The organism is Aquimarina sp. 433 (assembly GCF_054054605.1).
This window is the reverse complement of sequence record NZ_JBSWZK010000006.1, coordinates 146,522-169,641: the sequence shown is the minus strand read 5'-3', so window position 1 is coordinate 169,641 and position 23,120 is coordinate 146,522. Positions and strand designations below refer to the sequence as shown.

Here is a 23,120-nt window from a genome sequence, read left to right as displayed (position 1 = left end):
TTCTCAGAAAATCCCTTATTATAAGGTAACCACCAACTAAAAATGTTTATTAGAAGTTCCATCTGTCAACTAATAAATGTCAATTATCAACAGATGAAAAAAGAGGATTATGGCTAAGAATTTAGTGATTGTAGAGTCACCAGCTAAGGCAAAGACAATAGAGAAATTTCTTGGAAAAGATTATACCGTAGCTTCGAGCTTTGGGCATATTGCGGACCTGCCTGCAAAAGAACTAGGAGTAGATGTAGAGGAAGGTTTTAAGCCGAAATATATCGTTTCTAAGGATAAGAAAGATGTAGTGAAAAAATTAAAAGATCTTTCTAAAAAAGCAGAAATGGTTTGGCTGGCTAGTGATGAGGATCGAGAAGGAGAGGCAATCGCTTGGCATTTGGCAGAGGAATTAAAATTAGATAAAAAGAGGACCCGCAGAATTGTTTTTCATGAGATTACCAAAAAGGCGATTCTAAAAGCGATAGAAAATCCGAGGACTATTGATTATAATCTAGTAAATGCGCAACAAGCTCGAAGAGTGTTAGATAGGTTGGTAGGTTACGAGTTATCTCCGGTTTTATGGAGAAAAGTAAAAGGTGGGTTATCTGCCGGTAGAGTACAGTCCGTTTCAGTGCGATTAATTGTAGAAAGAGAACGTGAGATCATAGATTTTAAACCTACTCCTTCTTATCGAATTGATGCGGAATTTTCTAATGAGAAAGGGAAGTCTTTTAAAGCGAAACTTCCTAAGAATTTTGCAACAAAAGCTGAGGCTGAGGTTTTCTTGCAGAAAAATTTAGGCGCTGGATTTAAAGTAGCTGATTTAACTACAAAGCCAGCTAAAAAATCTCCTGCACCACCGTTCACCACTTCTACATTGCAACAGGAGGCTTCTAGGAAATTATATTTTTCTGTAAGCAAGACCATGACCATGGCACAGAGATTATACGAAGCTGGACTTATTACTTATATGAGAACAGATAGTGTAAATTTGTCTACTGAAGCTCAGAATAGTGCCAAAGCAGAAATAGTTTCGGCGTATGGAGATGAATATAGTAATCCAAAACAATATAAAGGAAAGTCTAAAGGTGCTCAGGAAGCGCACGAAGCGATAAGACCTACGGACTTTTCAAGACATACTGTTCCTGTTGATTCTGATCAACAACGATTATATGAGCTTATTTGGAAAAGAGCAATAGCTTCGCAAATGAGTGATGCTAAATTGGAACGAACAAATGTGAAAATTGGAGCGAACTCTCATTCCGAACAGTTTACTGCTAATGGAGAAGTAATAAAATTTGAAGGCTTTCTAAAAGTGTATTTGGAAGGTAATGATGATGAGGATGAAGAGCAAAGCGGTATTCTTCCTGCAATGAAAGTGGGAGAGAGTTTGTTTAATAATTACATCACCGCTACCGAAAGATTTACAAGACCACCAAGTAGATATTCTGAAGCCGCTTTAGTTAAAAAACTAGAGGAATTAGGAATCGGTCGTCCATCTACATATGCGCCAACAATTTCTACAATACAAAATAGAAAGTATATCGAAAAAGGTTCTAAGGATGGAGAAGAGAGAGGGTATGTGCAGATTACACTTTCTGGTGATTCGATAAAGGAAAAAAATCTTAAGGAAAAAGTAGGAAGTGATAAAGGGAAATTAATTCCTACCGATGTTGGGATGGTGGTGAATGACTTTTTGGTAAATCATTTCTCTTCTATCTTAGATTATAATTTTACGGCAAAAGTGGAGCAAGACTTCGATGAAATTGCCGAAGGTCAGGAAGATTGGACTCAAGTAATGAAAGAGTTTTATGAAGAGTTTCATCCTAGAGTAGAAGATGTTGCACAAAATGCAGAGCGTGAAGTAGGGGAAAGAATTCTTGGAGAGGACCCTGAATCTGGAAAACCGGTAAGTGTTCGCCTTGGAAAATTTGGACCTATGGTTCAGATTGGTACTGCTGAAGATGAAGAAAAACCAAGATTTGCGAGTTTAGCACCTGGACAAACATTAAGTAATATAACTTTTGAAGAGGCAATGGATTTATTTCAGTTGCCAAAAGAATTAGGTAATTATAAAGGAGAAGCGGTAAGTGTGAATAATGGACGTTTTGGACCGTATGTGAAATTTGGAGCCAAATTCGTTTCTTTGGATAAAGGAGAAGATCCATTAAGTACATCTTTAGAAAGAGCAATCGAATTAATAGATGCTAAAGAAAAAGCCGATGCTCCAATATATACATATGAAAATTTACCTGTGCAAAAAGGAACAGGTAGATTCGGACCATTCATAAAATGGAATGGGATGTTTATCAATGTAAATAAAAAGTACGATTTCGATAATCTTTCTGATCAAGATATCATTCAGCTTATAGAAGAGAAAAAGCAGAAAGAGATTGATAAAGTAATCCATAATTGGGAAGAAGAAGGTATTCGAGTTGAAAAAGCAAGATGGGGTCGTAGTAATATTATAAAAGGTAAGACTAAGATTGAATTACCTAAAACGGTAGATGCTACTAAGCTTACTTTAGAAAAGGTGAAAGATCTTATCGAGAAAAATGCACCCAAGAAAAAGACTGCAAAAAAGAAAACAACAAAGAAGACTGCTAAAAAGAAATAATAAATTTTATGTCCTTAGAATTTCTTTCGCCAGTTAGTGAAATAGTGGCAGCACATGTTGCATTGCTTCCAGATCAATCTTTAGGTAAACAAATTAATATTCATACGATAGCAGATGGTGTTCCTGATCTAGATAAAGTTGATATTGCAATAATCGGTGTTAGAGAAAATAGGAATGACATTAATTATCTAGGAGAAGGATTGCATTTTGATACCATTAGAACTTCTTTGTATGAGCTTTTTCCTGGTAATTGGGATACATCTATTGTTGATCTTGGGGATATTCAGCCAGGAGAGGAGGTAAGTGATACGTATTTTTTAATGAAGGATATTCTTGGAATGCTTCTTCAGAAAAATGTAATCCCCTTAATTATTGGTGGAAGTCAAGATCTTGTTTATGGTCAATATAGATCTTTTGATATTCTGGAGAGAATGGTGAATCTTGTGAATGTCGATAGTAGATTTGATTTAGGAAATACTTCGCAACCCATAAAAAACAATTCTTTCGTTGGAAAAATCATAGTAGAACAACCTTATAATCTTTTCAATTACAGTAATATAGGGTATCAAACATATTTTAATTCGCAAGAAGAGATTGATCTGATCGAGAAATTATATTTTGATGCATATCGATTAGGAGAGGTGATATCCGATGTTACTATTGTGGAACCAATCATGAGAGACGCGGATATTGTTGCTGTGGATCTTGGGGCGATGAGTTCTACGTGTTTGGATTATAAGTATGCTTCTCCTAATGGTTTTAATGGAAGAGAAATATGTGCAATCGCAAGATATGCTGGTATCAGCGATAAAGTAAAAAGTTTTGGAGTGTATGAATTTAAAAATTTTAAGCATGAAGAGACAGCAGCTTTACTGATTGCTCAAATACTTTGGTATTTTGTAGAAGGGGTGAATTATAGATCCAATGAGTTGAATATTAAGAACAAAACGAGTACGTTGCACTATAATGTTCCTGTCGAGGATGAAGTTTTGTCGTTTTATAAAAGCCCAAAAACAGAAAGATGGTGGATAGAAATACCATTTATTTCATCTGGGAATAATAAATTAAAAAGACATACGTTATTACCTTGCACATACAACGATTATGAGCGTGCTTGTAATCAAGAAATACCTGAAAGATGGTATAAGGCAAAACGAAAAAACGAAGTTTAACATTTTTATTAGGGAGAATTAAGGTTTTTTTTAGAAAAAAATTGTTTTTCTGAAAATAAATAAATAGGTTTACCACCTTAAATCTCGAAGATCTTAACCTAAAACACGTTATGAAGAAATTTGTATCACTCTTTGCTATTGTAGCAATGCTATATAGTTGTGGTGGCGGAAACCGCGGAGAACTAGTTGGAGTAAAGGGTAAAAAATGGCATCCAGAGAAACCTTATGGAATGGCCCTCATCCCCGGAGGATCGTTTATTATGGGTAAATCAGACGATGATAAGGCAGCACTTGCTAATGCGCCTACAAAAACAGTTACCGTTCGATCTTTCTACATGGACGAGACTGAAGTTACCAATAGTGAGTATAGACAATTCGTTCGATGGGTTCGTGATTCTACCGTAAGAATGAAATTAGCTATCATGGCAGATGAAATGGGTAAAACTCCAGGAGACGATGGTATCGGAGAATACGCGTTTTTAGATGCAAATACCGAAGACATGTCTGTGTATGAAAAGTATGTTTATGATAACTATAGTGGAACTGGAGAAACAGGATACGAAGGTCGTAAGCTTAATAAAGATATAGATATTGAATGGGATACAGAAGATTATCCAGATGAGTTCTATACTGAGGTTATGGATTCATTATATATACCATTAGAGGAATCTTACAATGGTAGACGTACTTTCGATGTTCAAAACTTCAAATTCAGGTTTACTTGGATGGATATCCAGGCTGCAGCACGTGCTAAAAAAGGTAGAAGAAAAGATTTCGTAAAAGAAACTGTTATAGAAGTGTATCCTGATACTACCGTTTGGATAAAAGATTTTAACTATTCTTATAATGAGCCAATGCACAATGATTATTTCTGGCATAGTTCTTATGATGATTATCCGGTAGTAGGAGTTTCATGGGAGCAAGCAAAAGCTTTTTGTACTTGGAGAACTATAGAAAAGAATTCATATCAGAAAAAACGTAATAAGGAGTTTGTAAACTATTTTAGATTACCTACGGAGGCTGAATGGGAATATGCGGCTAGAGGTGGTCTGGAGTCAGGTACATATCCTTGGGGTGGTCCTTATGCCCTAAATGATAGAGGATGTTTCTTAGCAAACTTTAAACCTCTTAGAGGTAATTACGCTGCGGATAATTTCCTTTATACAGTAGAAGCAAAAACATTTGAGCCAAATGATTATAACTTATATAATATGGCAGGAAATGTTTCTGAGTGGGTGCAGTCATCTTATGATCCTGCAGCCTACGAATATGTATCATCAATGAACCCAAATGTTAATGATGATCAGAACAAACGAAAAGTTGTACGCGGTGGATCTTGGAAAGATGTTGCTTATTTCCTACAGGTAAGTACTCGAGATTACGAATACGCGGATTCAGCTAGAAGTTATATCGGTTTCAGAACGGTACAGGATTATATGGGTACTGACGTCACTGGAGAAGATAATACCCGAAATTAGAATAAGTCCCAAAATTTATCTATCAACCCTAATTACTAACCCTTTTTTTTAATTTAATATTTAAAAAATTTAAAAAAACTAAACACATTTATTATGGCAAATTCAAAATCAAGCAAGAAGTTAATGAACATGGTATACGGTCTCGGAGCGGCTGTAGTAATCCTTGGAGCTTTATTTAAAATTATGCACTGGCCTTTTGGTAACGAGATGTTAATCATCGGTCTTATTACAGAAGCATTAGTATTTACAGTTTCTGCATTTGAACCTGTAGATGACGAGCTAGATTGGTCTTTGGTTTATCCAGAATTAGCTGGAGGATCTAAAAGAGACAAGAAAGAAAAAGAAACTCCAGAAGGATTATTATCTAAGAAATTAGATGAAATGTTGAAAGAAGCTAGATTAGATACTAGTTTAATGACTAGTCTTGGTGAAAGTATTCGTAATTTCGAAGGTGCTGCAAAAGGAATTGCTCCTAGTGTAGACGCTATCCAAGGAACTAAAAAATATAGCGAAGAAATGGCTGCTGCAGCTACTCACTTAGAGTCTTTAAATAGTTTATATAAAGTGCAGTTAGAATCTTCTGCTAAACAAGCTGAAGCAAATCAGGCTATCGCGGATAATGCAAAAGCTTTAGAAGAGCAAATGAAGAGCTTGTCAAGTAACCTGTCTTCTCTTAACGGAGTATATGGTGGTATGTTAAGTGCTATGAACAGAAGCTAGTATTTAACATTAATTAAAATTATAACTACCAAAATATAGAAATATGGCAGGAGGAAAATTATCACCAAGGCAGAAGATGATTAATCTTATGTACTTGGTATTTATTGCGATGATGGCATTAAATATGTCAAAAGAAGTATTATCTGCATTCGGTTTAATGAATGAGAAATTGACTTCAGCGAATACTATTGCTACCGAGCGTAATTCAGCATTTATGACTGGTCTAGCCGAAAAAGTTTCGGAACAACCAGAGAAATACACTCCATTAAAAGAAAAGGCTGATCAAATTAGTAGCTTTTCTAATGAATTTAATACGTATGTAGAGCAATTAAAGTCTGAGTTATTGGAGACAGCTGATGATCCAACAGATTATGAAACCATGGATAAACCAGATGCATTAGATACTAAATTCTTTGAAGGAGGTAAAACTACTGCGGCTGCAACAGAGTTCTTAGAAAAGATTAAAACTTATAGAGAAGGAGTTGTTACTGCTATCCGTTCTGTAAAGGAAGTTGATGGTCAGGTAGCTACAGATGTAGAGACTACTTTTAATACTGAAAAAGTAAAAGATAGAGATGGAGTTTCTAAAGATTGGTTAAACTACAATTTTGAAGGATTTCCTTTAGTAGCTTCTATCACTAAGCTTACACAGATGCAAGCAGATGTTAAGACTACTGAGAGTAAAGTGCTTTCTGCTTTATTAGCAGGTCAGCAAGCTTCAGAACTTTCATTTAGTAACTATGAGGCAATTGTTGTGCCAGATAAGACTGCGTTTTTCAGTGGTGAAAAATTTAAAGGACGTATCGTGTTAGGACGTTTTGATGCTACATTAAAGCCTACTAAAGTGATGGTTAATGGAAAAGAGCAATCAGAAGTTCAAAATGGACAGATAATGCTTGATTTTCCAGCTGGAAATGTAGGTGAAAGAGAAGTAAAAGGTGAATTACAATTTAAAGAAGGAGACTCAACAGTAACTATTCCTATTAAAAGTTCTTATGCTGTAATTCCTAAACCAAATTCAGCTGTAATTTCTGCAGACAAAATGAATGTGGTATATAGAGGGGTTCAAAACCCAATGACAATCTCTATACCAGGAGTACCTTCAGTAAATGCTACTGCACCAGGACTTAAGAAAGTGGGTGGAGCTGGTAAGTATATAATGAACGTAACAGCTATTAAAGCTAGAGAGGTTGCTATTAAAGTAAGTGGAAAATTACCTAATGGTAGCTCTGTAAGTGATAGTAAGAAATTTAGAATTAAAGATATTCCAAGACCTGTTGGAACTGTTAGAGGGGAAGACGGAAGTATTAAAATGTCTAAAAGTGGTTTAGATAAAGCGTCTATCGGTGCGATTCTTCCGGATTTTGATTTCGACATTAAGTTAGATGTTACAAGCTTTAAGTTTAAAGTAAGTGGACAGCCAACGATTAATGTAAGAGGTCGTAGATTAGATTCTAGAGCAAAATCAGCATTGAAAAAAGCGAAAAGAGGATCTACAGTTCAGGTAATGGATATCAAAGCTCAGCTTAAAACGAATAAAGGATATAAGTTAAAGAAAATATCTCCAGTCATCGTTGAGCTAACGAACTAAAAGTAAACTAATAATTATGAATTTGAAAAATTTATTATTAACCGTTTTTAGCCTATTCGTGACAATGTTCTCGTTTGGTCAGGCTAACATTTTGAATGCTGGAAGCCCAGAGGATATTGGGAAGAAGACAATCGAACAAATTCAGTTAGATAATGACCTTCCGTTAGAGTATGGTTATGTTGATGAGCGTGATGTATTGTGGGCAAAGACTACTTGGGAAACTATCGACTTAGACGAGCGTATTAATTTCCCTTTGTATTACCCAATTGATACCGTTAACATTGGTTCAGATAGAAGAGCATTATATGATATTTTATTAGCTAATGTTAAAAACGGGAAAATTAAAAAGATTTACGCAGATTCATATTTTACAGAAACACGTACGCTAAGTGATCTAGATGGTACATTATCTAAAATAGATACGTTAGATTTAGGATATGAGCAGTATAATGCTGGTGAGCCAGTGGATCCTCAGTATATTGAGACTACTACAATTGGCGCTGCAGATATATCAGAGTATAAAATTAGAGGATATTGGTATTTTGACAAGCGTCAAGGAGAATTAAGATACCGATTACTAGGTATCGCCCCAGTAGCTCCGGATGTTAACTTCCTTAATGATGATGAGCCAGATATGGTTCCATTATTTTGGGTGTGGTATCCTGATGTAAGAGAGATTTTACATAAAGCGAAAGCATTTAATAGGAAAAATACTTCTATGCCTTTTACTTATGATCATATTTTAAATGCAAGACGATTTAGTTCGGTCATATATAAAGAAGATAATATTCAGGGTGACCGAGAGGTGAATGAATATATTATAGACAATGCTTTAATGCAATTGTTAGAAAGTGAACGAATTAAAGAAAGTATCAGAAATTTCGAAATGGATATGTGGAGTTATTAAACTCTAATGTTTCTAATATAATATTGAAACGCCCAACTCTTGTTGGGCGTTTTGTTATTTTTAGTGTATGAAAGATTTTATAATTGTTGGTTTTGGATTAGCAGGATTGTCTTTTGCAGAAATACTTGATAGAAATCAAAAGTCTTATGTGGTTTTTGAGAATAATTCAGAGCTATCTTCAAGAGTGGCTGGAGGGTTATATAATCCAGTAATTTTGAAGAGATTTACACCAGCATGGATGGCTTCGGAGCAATTGGCTTTAGCATTATCTGTATATAAAAATGTAGAAAAACAACTTAAGGAATCTTTTATCACAGAACTTCCAGTATTGCGAAGATTTAATACTGTAGAAGAACAAAATTTATGGTTTACAGCTTGCGACAAGCCCATATTGAATGAATTTCTTTCTTCGGATTTAGTCAAAAATGAAAATGTAGCTTTAGATATCCCATTCCAATTTGGTCAAGTAAAACATACAGGAAGAATTGAGGTAAAGAAAATGTTGTCTTCTTATCTAAGTTATATCGAGGCTAGACAACTATTGTTTAAAGAATCTTTTGAGCACAGTGCCTTAGATGTTCAAGAAGACTATGTTAGTTATAAAGGGATAAGAGCTAAGAATATCATTTTTTGTGAAGGTTATGGATTACGAAACAATCCATTTTTTAACTACTTGCCCCTGCAAGGAAATAAAGGAGAATATATTATTATTAAGTCCAAAGGTTTGCAATTACAGGAAGCCGTAAAGTCTTCTATATTTATTATTCCTTTGGGTGATGATCTTTATAAGGTGGGAGCTACATATAATCGAGATGATAAAACTTCGGTTGTTACTGAGTTGGCTAAAGAAGAATTACGAATGAAATTAGATCGTTTTCTAAATGCGGATTATGAAATAGTTGATCAAGTAGCTGGTATTAGACCAACAACAAGAGATAGAAGACCGTTTGTGGGAACTCATAGAGAGCAGCTAAACTTGCATATAATTAATGGATTAGGAAGTAGAGGTATATTAATTGGTCCGTATGCCGCAAAAGGGTTATATGATTATGTAACAAAAAGTACCCCTTTACATATTGAAATAGATATTAAAAGGTTTGATTAAGATACTGTTTTCTTTTTTCCGTAATGCATAAACAGATTAATCCAGATATTACGAGATAATCTAAGGATAACAGGAAAAAATACGATTAACGTACCGACGATGATAAAAAAGCTTTGTAATAAATTAAATTTTAGAATAAGATTTCCTATGACAAAAGCGGCTACCGCAAATGCAATTCCCACTCCATAACTAACGTACATGGCTCCATAAAAAAAAGAAGGTTCTATTTTATATTTTGTATTACAGTGGCTGCAACGTTCGTGCATCTGAAAAATCCTTCCTAACTTATAAGGGTTTTGTTCTTTATACATACTCTCATTTTGGCAAACAGGACAAGTGCCAGTGAAGATGCTATATATTTTAGTTCCTTTTAAGAAGCTCATAGTACTTTTATTCTATTACAAAATTAATCATCTTTGCACAAAATATTCTAAAGCTGATGTTAAACATACACAACCTTTCTATTTCATTTGGAGGAGAATACCTTTTCGAAGAAATAGCATTTAGATTAAATGCAGGAGACCGAGTAGGACTTGTTGGAAAAAATGGCGCAGGAAAATCCACAATGCTTAAAATCTTATCCAAAGAGCAAGAGCCAGATTCAGGGCAAATTGCTATGGATAAAGACGTGAAAATAGGGTTTTTAAAACAAGATATAGATTTTGTTTTAGGTAGAACGGTGTTAGAAGAATCGTATGAGGCTTTTACAGAAATAAAGAAAATAGAAAGAGACATTGATAAGATCAATGCTCAGCTGGCAGAACGTACAGATTATGAAAGTGAAAGTTATAATCAGTTAATTACAGATCTTAGTGATTTTACACAGCAATATGAGATTTTAGGCGGTTATAACTATCAGGGAGAGACAGAAAGAGTTTTACAAGGTTTAGGATTTCTTCGAGAAGATTTTGATAAGCTTACCGACACCTTTTCTGGAGGTTGGCGTATGCGAATAGAGTTAGCGAAATTACTATTGCAAAATAATGATATCCTGTTGCTCGATGAGCCTACTAACCATTTAGATATAGAATCAATTATTTGGTTAGAGAATTTTTTAAAAAATTATGCGGGAGTTGTGGTAATCGTTTCTCATGATAAAATGTTCCTAGATAATGTTACCAATAGAACTATTGAGATTTCTCTTGGACGAATTTATGATTATAATAAGCCTTACTCTAAATATTTAGTGTTAAGAAAAGAAATCAGGGAGCAACAACTTGCTGCACAAAAAAATCAATCTAAACAGATCGAACAAACTGAAAAATTAATCGAAAAGTTTAGGGCAAAAGCTACCAAAGCCTCTATGGCGCAATCTCTGATTAAAAAATTAGATAAAGTAGAGAGAATAGAGGTAGACGAAGATGATAATGCCGTTATGAACATTAGTTTTCCTGTAAGTGTGCAACCTGGTAAGGTGGTTATTGAAGCTGAAAGTGTAGGTAAAAACTATGGAGAGAAAGAAATTTTAAAAGATATAGATTTACTAGTAGAACGTGGTTCCAAAACGGCTTTTGTAGGTCAGAATGGTCAAGGAAAATCCACTTTAGCCAAAATTATTATTGATGAAATATCTCATACAGGTTATCTTAAGCTTGGGCATAATGTGCAAATTGGATATTTTGCTCAGAACCAATCAGAGTATTTGGATGGAGAGTTAACCATTCACGATACAATGATCAATGCTGCCAATGAAAAAACTCGTAGTAAGGTTCGAGATATGCTGGGAGCTTTTTTGTTCAGAGGTGATGACGTAGAAAAAAAGGTAAAGGTACTTTCTGGTGGAGAACGAAATAGATTAGCCTTATGTAAAATGCTACTAGAACCTTTTAATGTGTTGGTAATGGATGAGCCAACAAATCACTTGGATATTAAATCTAAAAACATATTAAAAGAAGCATTAAAAAATTTCGAGGGCACCTTAATTCTGGTATCTCACGATAGAGATTTTTTACAAGGATTGACTAACACGGTATATGAGTTCAAAAACAAGCAGATTAAGGAGTATTTGGGGGATATCGATTACTACTTAGAGCAAAGAAGAGTAGACGATCTCAGAGATATCGAAAAGAAGGATAAAGAATCTAAAACTGTTTCTGACACCAAAGAAAGTGCGAAACAATCTTATGAAAATCAGAAAAAACTAAAATCGCTCAATAATCGATTGAGTAATATTGAATCTAAGATCAATAAGATAGAAAAAGAAATCAAGGATATAGATGTAGAATTAGCGATTAACTATGATCAAACAATAGCAGAACCCGATTTTTTTGATAAATATCAAGCAAAAAAAGAAGAATTAGCTTCTTTAATGGATAGTTGGGAGTTAATACAAGAAGAAATTGATGCTTTAGCATAGAATTAACTTTCTACGTAAATTTCAAAAAAAGTTAAAAAATAGAATCCTAATTTGTCATTCTTATATCGTAATTGGTGTTTTATTAAATATCCTTGAATTTGAGTGTGTTACCTTAATGTTAAGCCTAAATAACCGATATACTGTGGTGTAATTTTTATCGTTAGTATCAGGTACAAATGGATATTTATAGATATTTTTGTACCGTAAATTAAATTATACAATGTATGAATGATACCAAAGCAATTGATTTAAATGCGCACGCTTTGTCTTGGATTGGAAAGATTCACTACGACTTTGGATTTTTAGTTCAAAAAGCGTTTGGTGAAAACGGATTGGATTTATCAAAGGAACAATGGAGTGTTCTGAAACGCCTCAATGTAAACGACGGTCAATCACAAAATGATTTAGCTTTTATTACGCATCGAGATAAAACATCCATGACCAGATTAGTAAATACGATGGAGAGTAAGGATCTTGTAGTAAGAAAAAGTGATGAAAACGATAGACGAGTTAATCGAATTTTCCTTACCGATTATGGTAAAGAAGTTATTGAAAAAGTGACGCCTATTATGTATGATCTTATTCCTGCAGTACAAGAAAGCTTAACAGAAGAGGAGATTGAAAATCTAATCAACACTTTGAAAAAAGTGAAAGCCAAAATAGCAGAAATAGCAGGTTAATATATAGTTAGTCCTAAAAATAAATTAAAAAAGACATCTGAGATATAGATGTCTTTTTTGTTTTTATGTAGGAAATTTATTTTATGAGTTCTTTAACTGGAACCCAAGTTAGTAGTTGATAGTTTTGTGCAGCTTATCATATTGTAAGTTTAAACAATTAAGTGTGTATGAGAAATATAATACTTTCTATTCTTGGTATATTATTGATAGTTGTTGCAGTATTTGCAGCAATGAAGATTGTCGATAGTAAGACCAAAATAAAACCAAAAGCTGCAAAAGTTATAAAAACAGTTTTTGTAGATACTGTACAAAACGGAACTGTACCTATAAAGATATCTGCGAATGGCAATCTTACTGCAAAGAGGAGATTAGAGCTCTTTTCGGAAGTACAAGGTGTTTTTAGAGGAGGTGCTAAGCTTTTTAAAACCGGACAGCCTTATCAAAAAGGACAAAAATTAATAAGAATTGATGCTTCAGAATATTACGCTTCAGTACAATCTGCCAAGAGTAATTTATATAACTTAATTACTTCAATAATGCCAGATTTGCGTTTGGACTACCCAGATATCTATGATAAATGGCAAGCGTATTTAATAAATTTTGATATTAATAAAGTAACTCCAGAACTTCCGGAAACCACTTCCGAAAAGGAAAAATACTTTATCACAGGACGTAATATTTATAGTACTTATTACAATGTAAAAAATCTTGAGCAGCGGTTATCTAAATATACTATTTCTGCACCATTCTCTGGTATTTTAACAGAGGCATTGGTTACAGAAGGAACTTTAATCAGGCAAGGGCAGAAACTTGGAGAGTTTATAGATACAAGTGCTTATGAAATAGAAGTGGCTATAAGTAAAGAATATTCAGATTTATTAAAAATTGGAGAAACTGTTGAGCTTTCTAACTTAGATAAATCGAAGGAATATCAAGGTGTTGTAACCAGAATTAATGGAAGTGTAGATCAGGCTACTCAAACCATAACCACATTTATAGAAGTAAAAGATCCTTCATTAAAAGAAGGAATGTATTTAGAAGCAAATTTAAATGCAAGAAAAGCTGAAAATGCAATAGAGATCGATAGGAATTTGTTACAACAAAATAATAAAGTCTTTGTGGTTAGGGATAGTATTTTAGATGTGATAAATGTGCAACCTGTATATTTTTCGGATAAGAAAGTCATTCTTACAGGAGTTCCCGATGGTGATGTGATATTAAATAAACCTGTTCCAGGAGCTTACGCTGGAATGTTAGTTAAGATATATCAATCAAAAAAAAATAAACAAGGGGCAAAAGGTAATAATATCATTAGTACAAATTCAAAACAGTAACTATGCGTAAGATTATTTCTTATTTTATTAGATACCATGTTGCTGTAGATGTTATTGTAATTGCGTTTATAGTATTTGGGATTTTTGGAGCGCTTTCTCTTAAGTCTTCTTTTTTTCCACTAACAGATTCCAAGAATGTTAGTATTAGTGTAATATATCCAGGAGCTTCGCCATTAGAAGTTGAAGAGGGGATTATTCTTAAGATCGAAGATAATCTTAAAGGATTAGCAGGAGTGGAAAGAGTAACTTCTACATCCAGAGAAAATAGCGGTAGTATCAATGTAGAAATCGAGAAAGGAAAGGATATCGATTTTATGCTACTCGAAGTTAAAAATGCTGTAGATCGAGTACCTACATTTCCAACAGGAATGGAGCCTATAGTGGTGTCGAAGCAAGAGGCCATTAGGCAAACCATTAATTTTGCGGTAAGTGGAGATGAAATACCTTTAAGTACACTAAAACAAATCGCCAGACAGATTGAAAATGATCTAAGAGGAATTGAAGGAATTTCTCAAATTGGTATTACAGGATATCCAGATGAAGAAATAGAGATAGCAGTAAATGAAACAAGTTTATTAGCGTATCAGTTGAGTTTTAATGAAGTGGCTCAAGCAGTAAGTCAAGCTAATATTTTGACTACTGGTGGTACTATTAAAACAAATGCAGAAGAATATTTGATCAGAGCGAATAATAGGTCTTATTATGCTAGTGAACTTTCTAATTTGGTAATTAGAGCAGAAGCATCGGGTAGAACTATTAGACTTAAAGACGTTGCTGAGATAAGAGATCGTTTTTCCGAATCACCAAACGCATCCTACTTTAATGGAGATTTAGCGGTTAACATTGAAATCACAAGCACCAATACCGAAGACCTAATTTCTTCTGCAGAAAAAACAAAAGAATACATTACCGAATTTAATGAGAAGTATACCAATGTTCAGTTAAACGTAATTAGCGATCGTTCGATCACCTTAGTGCAGAGAACCAAATTGCTTACCGAAAACGCCATTATCGGAATGATATTGGTATTAATATTTTTATCATTGTTCCTAAATACACGATTGGCATTTTGGGTAGCTTTTGGACTTCCGATAGCATTCTTAGGAATGTTTGTGTTTGCAGGTTATTTTGATGTAACCATTAATGTATTATCTCTTTTTGGGATGATTATTGTAATTGGTATTTTGGTTGATGATGGTATCGTTATAGCAGAAAATATCTATCAACATTATGAAAAAGGGAAAAGTCCTATTCAGGCTGCGATAGATGGAACTATGGAAGTGATACCACCGATCGTTTCTGCCATTATTACTACAATATTAGCGTTTGGAATCTTTTTGTTTCTCGATGGTCGTATTGGAGATTTCTTTGGAGAAGTTTCCGTAATTGTAGTACTTACCCTTACCGTTTCTTTGGTAGAAGCACTGATAATTTTACCTGCGCATTTAGCGCATTCAAAAGCACTAAAAGCAGAAGATAATAAACCAAAGAAGGGGATCGCTAAACTCTTCTCCAAGCTAAGAGATATTAATAAGTTTGGAGATAGAATTATGAGATGGCTTAGAGATAATATTTATAGCCCAATGCTCGGTTTTTCTTTAAAGAATAAGATTTTTACCTTTTCTATTTTTCTAGTGATTCTGATCCTTACAGGAGGAAGTATTGGAGGAGGAATTGTAAGAACAGCATTTTTTCCACGTATAGCTAGTGATGTAATCTCCGTGGACTTAGGAATGCCTAACGGAACCAATGAGAAAATTACAGATTCTATCATTTCTATGATCGAAGAGAAAGCTTGGATCGTAAATAAAGAGCTTAGCGAAGAATATTTGGGAGGAGAAGATTATGAAGGGAAACAACTTTTCGAAAATATTATTAGAAGTATTTGGTCATCTTCAAATGCATCATTAAGAATTAATATGCTACCAGGAGAAGAGCGACCTAATGTGCTAAATTCTGGATTAGTAGCCAATCGTATTCGTGAAAAAGTAGGTCCGGTTTTTGGAACCGAACGATTAATTTTTGGATCGGGTGGAAATTTTGGAGGAAGTCCAGTTTCTGTTTCTCTTTTAGGAAGTAATATCAAAGAATTAAAAGCAGCAAAGCAAGAGTTTAAGACGATATTAGAAAATGATTCTCGATTAAAAGATGTAGCAGATAATGATCCAGCAGGTATTAAAGAAATAAAAATAGAACTTAAAGAGAATGCATATGCTTTAGGACTTAATCTTAGAGATGTGATGGCTCAGGTAAGAGGTGGTTTTTTTGGAATACAAGCACAACGATTCCAAAGAGGTCAGGACGAAATACGAGTTTGGGTGCGATATGATAGAGAAAACCGATCTTCTATTTTAGATCTGGATAATATGCGAATTTCGACACCAACTGGAGCAAGAATTCCGTTAAACGAAATTGTAAATTATTCTATAGAAAGAGGCGATGTTGCAGTCAATCATTTAGATGGGAGAAGAGAAGTACAAATTTCGGCAGATTTAAAAGATCCGGAAACAACAAGTTCTACGGATGTGTTAGAAGAAATTAGATCCGAAATCATGCCAGACATTATTGCAAAATACCCTACAGTTACTCCATCATACGAAGGGCAAAATCGAGAGGCAGGTAAGTTTTTAGGATCTCTTGGGCCAGTTGGTTTAACAGCATTGGCCTTAATCTATATCACTATCGCTTTTACTTTTAGAAGTTATAGTCAACCTTTATTATTACTTCTGTTGATTCCATTAAGCCTACCAGCTGTGGCATTTGGACATTGGATACACGGATTTCCAATTAATATATTATCCTTATTAGGAATCATTGCTCTTATCGGTATTATGGTTAACGATGGTTTGGTACTGATAGGTAAGTTTAATAGTAATTTAAGAGCAGGAATGACTTTCGATAATGCGATTTACGAAGCTGGTAAATCAAGATTTAGAGCAATTTTCCTTACCTCGTTAACTACTATAGCAGGATTAGCACCATTAATTTTTGAAGAAAGTAGACAAGCTAAATTCTTAATACCAATGGCAATTTCAATAGCCTATGGGATTGGATTTGCCACCGTACTTACCTTATTAGTTTTACCATTGTTTTTATCGTTTAGTAATACCATTAAAGTAGGAACTAAATGGTTAGCTACCGGTAATAAAATAACAAAAGAAGAAGTAGAAAGAGCTATCAAAGAACAAAAAGAGGAACAAGAAGAGCAATATGAATTACAACCATAAATCACTGATTACATTTATCTTGTTGGTGGTAGTTGCAGGTAGTGTTGCTGCCCAAAAACTAACAAAACAAGAAGCAATTCGGTTAACATTAGAAAACAATTATGGAATTCTAATAGCAACCAATACTATCGAAACTGCTAAAAACAATAAAGGGATTCTAAATTCGGGATACCTTCCAACATTAACAGGAAATGCTGGAGCTACTTATCAAGAAGCATCTTCCAATACGTCATTCCAAGGTGCCATCGATCAAAATACGGGTTTACCTAGACCAGATATCGAAATTGAGGGAGCGGAAACGCAGCGTTATAACGCATCTTTAAATCTTAACTATACATTGTTTGATGGATTAGGAAGATACTATAATTATAAAAGATTAAAAGAGCAATACAATCTTACAGAGCTACAAGCACGAGAAACTATAGAAAACACCTTGTTACAATTATTTACGGTATACTATGAAGTGGCTAGACTTACAGAGAATGAGCAGATTTTGGAAGAAACTCTACGTATTTCAAAAGAGCGGGTAACCCGATCGAATTATCAGTTTGAGTATGGACAAAACACAAAACTTAATGTATTAAATGCCGAAGTAGATGTCGCTAATGATAGTATCAATTTAATAAATACGAGACAACAGTTGACCAATACCAAAAGGGATTTAAACGTAATCGTAGATAATGAGTTAGAAAAACAATTCTCTGTAGATACGATAGTGAAGTTTATCTCTAGATTAGAAATGGATAGTTACATAGAAAAATCTATAGAAAACAACGTCACCTTATTACAGAATGAAAGTAATATTCGTATCAGTGATTACGATATTAAGGTAAGTAAATCTGGATATTTACCAACAATTGGCTTGAATGGATCTTATGGCTGGAATGAAAATCGAAATCCACCATCTGCGTTTTTTCCAGGGAATGTTGCAGATACCTATACCTTATCAGGAGGAGTAAGTTTAAGTTGGAATCTATTTGATGGAGGAGGAACGATTACAAGAGTAAAAAATGCTAAAATAGCTTTAGATAATCAGGAATTAGCAAAGTTACAAGTAGAACAGCAAGTTAAAAGGGATATTGCCAACGCTTTAGGGAATTACGAAAACCGACTGAAAGTGTATGAAATACAACAGCAAAACGTAGTGACGAATCAGAATAATTTTGAGCGTTCGAAAGAGCGTTTCAAGTTAGGGCAGATTACTTCTATAGAGTTTCGACAAGCACAGATTAATCTCATAAATGCAAAAACAAATAAAAACCTGGCTAAATATGATGCTAAGTTAGCAGAATTACAATTATTGCAACTTACAGGTCAGTTGCTAAATATTGAATTTTAAGCAATTCGAAGTATTTTTGATAATAAAAGATCAAAAAATAACAACATATAATAGTATGTTCGAACATTTTTTTCAATGTCCCTACTGCTGGGAAGAAATATCAATGTTATTAGATCCTTCTATTACATATCAGGTATATGTAGAAGATTGCGAAGTATGCTGTAATCCTATAGAGATACATCCGCGTTTCGAAGAACAGGTATTAATAGCCTTCGAAGCGTTGAATATAGAACAATAAATACCTTTTGTTTACCAAACAGTACAAATTAGCTCTTGTTATTTCATTACACATTCCTTTAATTTATGATATTAAAATCACAACAAAAGTTTATCTTTAAGAACTACGGTAATATCATTCTGAAGAGTAACATAAAAACAGTTTTTCAAATTTTTTATGTGTTCTTCTAAATCAAAAAAATAGTAAATAATAAAATGAGAATTTTATACACATTAATCATAGTTTTTGCTTTTTTAAGTTGTGATGAGAATAAAGAAAATAGATCTTTAAATCCCGAAAACTGGGCTAAAAGAAAGGTAACATCACAATTAAGTGATTCTTTAAACTATGGAAAATCATATTTGTCAGTTTATTCTCAGATTTACAGTATTAATGAACATAAGATCCATAATCTTACCTCAATGGTTAGTTTAAGAAATACCAGTGATTTGGATACAATTTATATTTTAAGAGCAGAATATTATGATACAAATGGTAAATCAGTGAGGAAATATTTTGATCATTCAATTTATTTGGCTCCAATGGAAACCACGGAAATCGTAATCGATGAAATCGATATATCCGGAGGAACAGGCTCCAATTTTATTTTTGAATGGAAAATACCCAAAGACTGCCCAGAACCACTTTTTGAAGGGGTGATGACTTCTACATTAGGACAGCAAGGATTGTCTTTTACCACACAGGCTAAAAGAATAAAATAACACGCACTTATCTAGAACATCTTTTTTTTAATAGCCTAAATATTTCTATTTATTGATCTTCACTAAAAATATGTAGAAGACTGCGAAGTATATTGCAACCACTTTGAGATGTATCCAGGTTTCGAAGAACAGGTGTAAATTCCCTTCGAAACGTTGAAAATTGAGCAATAATCCACCGAATTTCCATTCGTCGACAGTAAATTACCATTCGTCTACAGTTAAAATGATTCTAACGACATGTAAGGGATTACCTCGTTAAAATTATTGAATTTTACTAAACAGGAGCGAATTCCCGTAAGTTTAAAATTAAAACCTGATGAGAAATTTAAAAATTTTATTAATAGAAGACGACGAGATCGAAAGAATGAAATTTACAAGAGTGTTAAAAAAAAATAACTACGCTTGTAAATTGGAAGAAGCTACTAACGGTGAAGAAGCTGTAGAAATTTTAGAAGATGAAACCAAAACTCCGGACCTAATTTTATTAGATCTGAACATGCCAAAAATGAATGGCATCGAGTTCCTAAAAAGTCTAAAATCCAACAGTCAATTAAAATATGTTCCGGTTATCATTTTAAGTACATCAAATAATCATCAGGATCTTAAAAGGTGCTACGAGGAAGGGATTGCGGGATATTTAGTAAAACCATTAAAGTACGAAGATTACGTAGAAAAGATAAAAGCTTTGATAGAATATTGGGGAAAAAATGAGTTAATTTCTGTTTAAAGTACCAGAAAACTCGTAAATTAACTAATCTCTAAACAACATATTATGAAAGGAATCGTATTTACAGAGTTTTTACAATTAGTCGAAGATAAATTTGGTCTGGAAATGGTAGACCAAATTATTGAGGAATCCAACTTACCATCTAATGGAGTGTATACTGCCATAGGAACTTATGAGTTTTCAGAAATGCTTAGTCTGATTACCAACCTTAGTAAGAACACAAACATAAAAACAGATGATTTGCTACTTACCTATGCCGAACATTTTTTTGGAGTACTGGCTGGTGGTTATCCTCAACTTATAGAAAGATATACAGACCCTCTAGATTTATTAGAATCCATTGAAAATCACATTCATGTAGAGGTAAGAAAAATATACCCTAGTGCAGAGCTCCCTACTTTTGAGGTATTGGAAAGAACTCCAGACTCATTAGCGATGATTTATAAATCTAGTAGAGCTATGTATAGTTTTGGACTAGGACTCATGCACAAAACATTTGAACATTTTAACAAAAAGGCTGTCATTACTTGCGATAAATTAAAAGATGATGGGACAGAAGTTAAATTTATGATTCAAATGACTAATGGGTGAAATTAAACCAGACATATTGCAGCGAGCGCTACAAAGAGAAAAAGCAGCTCGGAAACAAGCAGAAGGAATTTTAGAGGATAAGTCCAGGGAGTTATACAATGTTGCTCAAGAATTAAAAACAGTTAATGAGCAATTAGAATCGGTCTTAGCAAAGAAAAGTTCAGAGCTTCAAGGAATGTTTCATAATCTTGTTGATGCCTACGTGCTCATGAAGGTAAATGGAGATATTTTGGAAATGAACGATGCAGCTAAAGAACTATTCGGATACGATCCTAAGAATGAAAAACTAAATGTGATTTCTCTGATTCATAAAGAGGATATCAATTATGCGATGGATTCTTTTCAGGAGCTTGTTACCGAAGGATTTTTTACAGATTATGTGGCTAGAGCAGTAACGAAAGACAATGGTGTACGTATCGTGCATATTAATGGTAGTGTAATCAAAGATAAAAATAATGAAGTAATCGCGGCTCAAGGTATCGTAAGAGATATTACAAGCCAGATAGAAGCACAGCAACTAAAAGAAGAATTACTTAGGAATCTCGAACAAAGTAATAAAGAGCTAAATGATTTTGCACACGTGGTGTCACATGATTTAAAATCACCACTTCGTAGTATGAATGCTCTGATTACGTGGCTTAAAGAAGACTATGAAGATAAACTAGACGAAGGAGCTATGAAATCATTCGATTCATTACTCAATAAAATTGAAAAAATGGATCATATGATTGATGGAATTTTAAGCTATTCTAGTATTGATAGAAACGAAAAGGAAAAACAGAAAGTTAATCTTAATAAAATTGTATCGGATATATTAGAAATGATTTTCATCCCAGAAACTTTTAGTGTAAATATCCATGATATGTTACCATTAGTAATGGGAGATAAGTTTAGGTTTCAGCAGTTATTTCAGAATATTATTAGTAATGCTATAAAATATAATGACAAAGAAAAAGGTGTTTTAGATATCAAATGTAGAGAGATTGGTGACTTTTGGGAGTTTACGCTTGCAGATAACGGACCAGGCATTCCAAAGGCGTACCATCGTAAAATTTTTGAGATTTTTCAAACAGCACAGGATAAAACAAAGTCTACTGGAATTGGATTATCGATCGTAAAAAAGATCGTTAATATGTATGGAGGAGAAGTACAAGTTTCATCCGAAGAAAATAAAGGAACAACATTTTTATTCACTCTTAAAAAAACCTCTAAATGAAAATTCAACAATACGAAAGAAGTAATAAAGGAGAATGGGTAGCTACCCAATCCTATACCGAAAAGTTACAGAACCCATTGGTTTTAGTATTTGGAAATCGTTTCATCTTAGAAAAAGAACCGATTTTAGAAGAGGTATCAAAACTTTTTGGAACCAGTGAAATAATTATAGGTTCTTCTGCAGGCGAGATTTTAGGAGCCAATGTTACTGATAATACGATTTCATTAACCGCAATAGAATTCGAAAGAAGTACCATAAAACTAAGTCGTCAAAATATTTTGGATAATGATAAGGATACCTTTGAAACAGGAAAAAAATTAGCAGCTGGATTACCAGCAACCGATCTAAAACATATTTTTATTGTTAGTGAAGGAAGTTTTGTAAATGGTTCTGCCCTCATTGATGGTATCGAAGAAGTATATAAAGACATTCCATGTACTGGAGGATTGTGTGGTGATGATGCAAGGTTCGAAAAAACACTAGTCGGATATAACGAAAAGCCCAAAGAAGGAGAAATTGTTGCAGTTGGATTTTATGGAGATACCTTACAGATTACGAGTGCTCAATATGGAGGATGGAATCCATTTGGTCCCGAAAGAATTATTACAAAATCAATAGATAATATTTTATACGAGTTAGATAATCAACCAGCGCTGGATTTGTACAAAAAATACTTAGGAGATAAAGCATCAGAATTGCCACAGTCCGCTCTTTTATATCCACTAAGTGTGAAAACGGAAGGACGTAAAGAAGCAATCGTAAGAACGATACTAACTATCGACGAAGAAAAAAATGCCATGATTTTAGCGGGAGATGTACCAGAAGGATCTGTGGTGCAGTTGATGATGGCTAATATCGATAAAATTGCAGAAGGAGCTTCTAAAGCCGCAGAAATTGCTATGGAGTCTCGTGATAAAGATCCACAATTAGCACTATTGGTAAGTTGTATCGGAAGAAAATTGGTAATGGATCAACGAGTAGAAGAAGAGATTGAGGAAGTCATTGAAGAGGTAGGTAAAAATGCAGCGATTACAGGTTTTTATTCTTATGGAGAGTTAGCACCTTTTAGTAATAGTACAAGATGCGAACTCCATAATCAAACAATGACCTTAACCTTATTGAGTGAATAA

Annotated in this window: 19 protein-coding genes; 18 read left to right on the top strand and 1 reads right to left on the bottom strand. The window is 33.9% G+C overall.

The window, feature by feature from the left end; genetic code table 11:
* The first annotated feature begins 109 nt into the window (after positions 1-109).
* The 7 genes from topA to ACWNT5_RS13955 all read left to right on the top strand — a co-directional run bounded on the left by topA (position 110) and on the right by ACWNT5_RS13955 (position 9,581).
* Positions 110-2,608: a type I DNA topoisomerase gene (gene topA / locus ACWNT5_RS13985; protein ID WP_299605805.1), complete on the top strand. Its 2,499-nt coding sequence runs from the start codon at positions 110-112 to the stop codon at positions 2,606-2,608.
* A gap of 8 nt (positions 2,609-2,616) precedes the next feature.
* The gene (locus tag ACWNT5_RS13980; protein ID WP_299605807.1) at positions 2,617-3,780 is read left to right on the top strand and encodes a formimidoylglutamase; all 1,164 of its coding nucleotides are present in this window, start codon (positions 2,617-2,619) and stop codon (positions 3,778-3,780) included.
* Positions 3,781-3,890: 110 nt separating this feature from the next.
* Positions 3,891-5,258 carry a T9SS ring complex lipoprotein PorK/GldK gene (gene porK, locus ACWNT5_RS13975; protein ID WP_219007881.1) on the top strand — a complete coding sequence of 456 codons (1,368 nt, stop codon included), beginning with the start codon at positions 3,891-3,893 and terminating at the stop codon, positions 5,256-5,258.
* 93 nt (positions 5,259-5,351) lie between these two features.
* Positions 5,352-5,978: a type IX secretion system motor protein PorL/GldL gene (porL, locus tag ACWNT5_RS13970; protein WP_299605814.1), complete on the top strand. Its 627-nt coding sequence runs from the start codon at positions 5,352-5,354 to the stop codon at positions 5,976-5,978.
* A 43-nt stretch (positions 5,979-6,021) separates the two neighbouring features.
* Complete coding sequence (porM, locus tag ACWNT5_RS13965) at positions 6,022-7,569, top strand: type IX secretion system motor protein PorM/GldM (RefSeq protein WP_456517670.1); 1,548 nt, start codon at positions 6,022-6,024, stop codon at positions 7,567-7,569.
* A gap of 16 nt (positions 7,570-7,585) precedes the next feature.
* Positions 7,586-8,476, top strand: coding sequence for a type IX secretion system ring subunit PorN/GldN (gene porN / locus ACWNT5_RS13960; RefSeq protein WP_299605820.1), 891 nt, complete (start codon positions 7,586-7,588; stop codon positions 8,474-8,476).
* A 67-nt stretch (positions 8,477-8,543) separates the two neighbouring features.
* On the top strand, positions 8,544-9,581 hold the full coding sequence (locus ACWNT5_RS13955) for an NAD(P)/FAD-dependent oxidoreductase (protein WP_456517669.1): 1,038 nt from the start codon (positions 8,544-8,546) through the stop codon (positions 9,579-9,581).
* Here the strand turns inward: ACWNT5_RS13955 and ACWNT5_RS13950 are convergent.
* The gene (locus ACWNT5_RS13950; RefSeq protein ID WP_456517668.1) at positions 9,578-9,964 is read right to left on the bottom strand and encodes a DUF983 domain-containing protein; all 387 of its coding nucleotides are present in this window, start codon (positions 9,962-9,964) and stop codon (positions 9,578-9,580) included. The two genes, ACWNT5_RS13955 and ACWNT5_RS13950, sit on opposite strands and share 4 nt — an antisense overlap.
* Before the next feature lie 56 nt (positions 9,965-10,020).
* Between ACWNT5_RS13950 and ACWNT5_RS13945 the strand changes: the two genes are divergently transcribed.
* From ACWNT5_RS13945 to ACWNT5_RS13895, 11 genes are all read left to right on the top strand, one after another.
* Positions 10,021-11,937, top strand: coding sequence for an ABC-F family ATP-binding cassette domain-containing protein (locus ACWNT5_RS13945; protein WP_456517667.1), 1,917 nt, complete (start codon positions 10,021-10,023; stop codon positions 11,935-11,937).
* A gap of 224 nt (positions 11,938-12,161) precedes the next feature.
* Positions 12,162-12,617 carry a MarR family winged helix-turn-helix transcriptional regulator gene (locus ACWNT5_RS13940; protein WP_456517666.1) on the top strand — a complete coding sequence of 152 codons (456 nt, stop codon included), beginning with the start codon at positions 12,162-12,164 and terminating at the stop codon, positions 12,615-12,617.
* A gap of 167 nt (positions 12,618-12,784) precedes the next feature.
* Positions 12,785-13,951: an efflux RND transporter periplasmic adaptor subunit gene (locus ACWNT5_RS13935; protein ID WP_456517665.1), complete on the top strand. Its 1,167-nt coding sequence runs from the start codon at positions 12,785-12,787 to the stop codon at positions 13,949-13,951.
* A gap of 2 nt (positions 13,952-13,953) precedes the next feature.
* The gene (locus ACWNT5_RS13930; RefSeq protein ID WP_299605836.1) at positions 13,954-17,178 is read left to right on the top strand and encodes an efflux RND transporter permease subunit; all 3,225 of its coding nucleotides are present in this window, start codon (positions 13,954-13,956) and stop codon (positions 17,176-17,178) included.
* Positions 17,162-18,517 carry a TolC family protein gene (locus ACWNT5_RS13925; RefSeq protein WP_299605838.1) on the top strand — a complete coding sequence of 452 codons (1,356 nt, stop codon included), beginning with the start codon at positions 17,162-17,164 and terminating at the stop codon, positions 18,515-18,517. The genes ACWNT5_RS13930 and ACWNT5_RS13925 overlap by 17 nt, the downstream gene beginning before the upstream one ends.
* Positions 18,518-18,572: 55 nt before the next feature.
* Positions 18,573-18,755 carry a CPXCG motif-containing cysteine-rich protein gene (locus ACWNT5_RS13920; protein WP_299605840.1) on the top strand — a complete coding sequence of 61 codons (183 nt, stop codon included), beginning with the start codon at positions 18,573-18,575 and terminating at the stop codon, positions 18,753-18,755.
* Positions 18,756-18,949: 194 nt separating this feature from the next.
* Entirely contained in the window at positions 18,950-19,456 is a 507-nt protein-coding gene (locus ACWNT5_RS13915; RefSeq protein ID WP_299605842.1) for a DUF3124 domain-containing protein, read from the top strand.
* Between the two features lie 316 nt (positions 19,457-19,772).
* A complete protein-coding gene (locus ACWNT5_RS13910; protein WP_299605844.1) occupies positions 19,773-20,183 on the top strand; it encodes a response regulator in 411 nt (136 codons plus the stop codon).
* 45 nt (positions 20,184-20,228) lie between these two features.
* Positions 20,229-20,774, top strand: coding sequence for a heme NO-binding domain-containing protein (locus ACWNT5_RS13905; protein WP_299605846.1), 546 nt, complete (start codon positions 20,229-20,231; stop codon positions 20,772-20,774).
* Positions 20,767-21,990 (top strand): sensor histidine kinase, encoded by a 1,224-nt coding sequence (locus ACWNT5_RS13900; protein WP_456517664.1) that lies wholly within the window; start codon positions 20,767-20,769, stop codon positions 21,988-21,990. Before ACWNT5_RS13905 ends, ACWNT5_RS13900 begins: the two co-directional genes overlap by 8 nt.
* Positions 21,987-23,120: an FIST signal transduction protein gene (locus tag ACWNT5_RS13895; RefSeq protein ID WP_456517663.1), complete on the top strand. Its 1,134-nt coding sequence runs from the start codon at positions 21,987-21,989 to the stop codon at positions 23,118-23,120. The genes ACWNT5_RS13900 and ACWNT5_RS13895 overlap by 4 nt, the downstream gene beginning before the upstream one ends.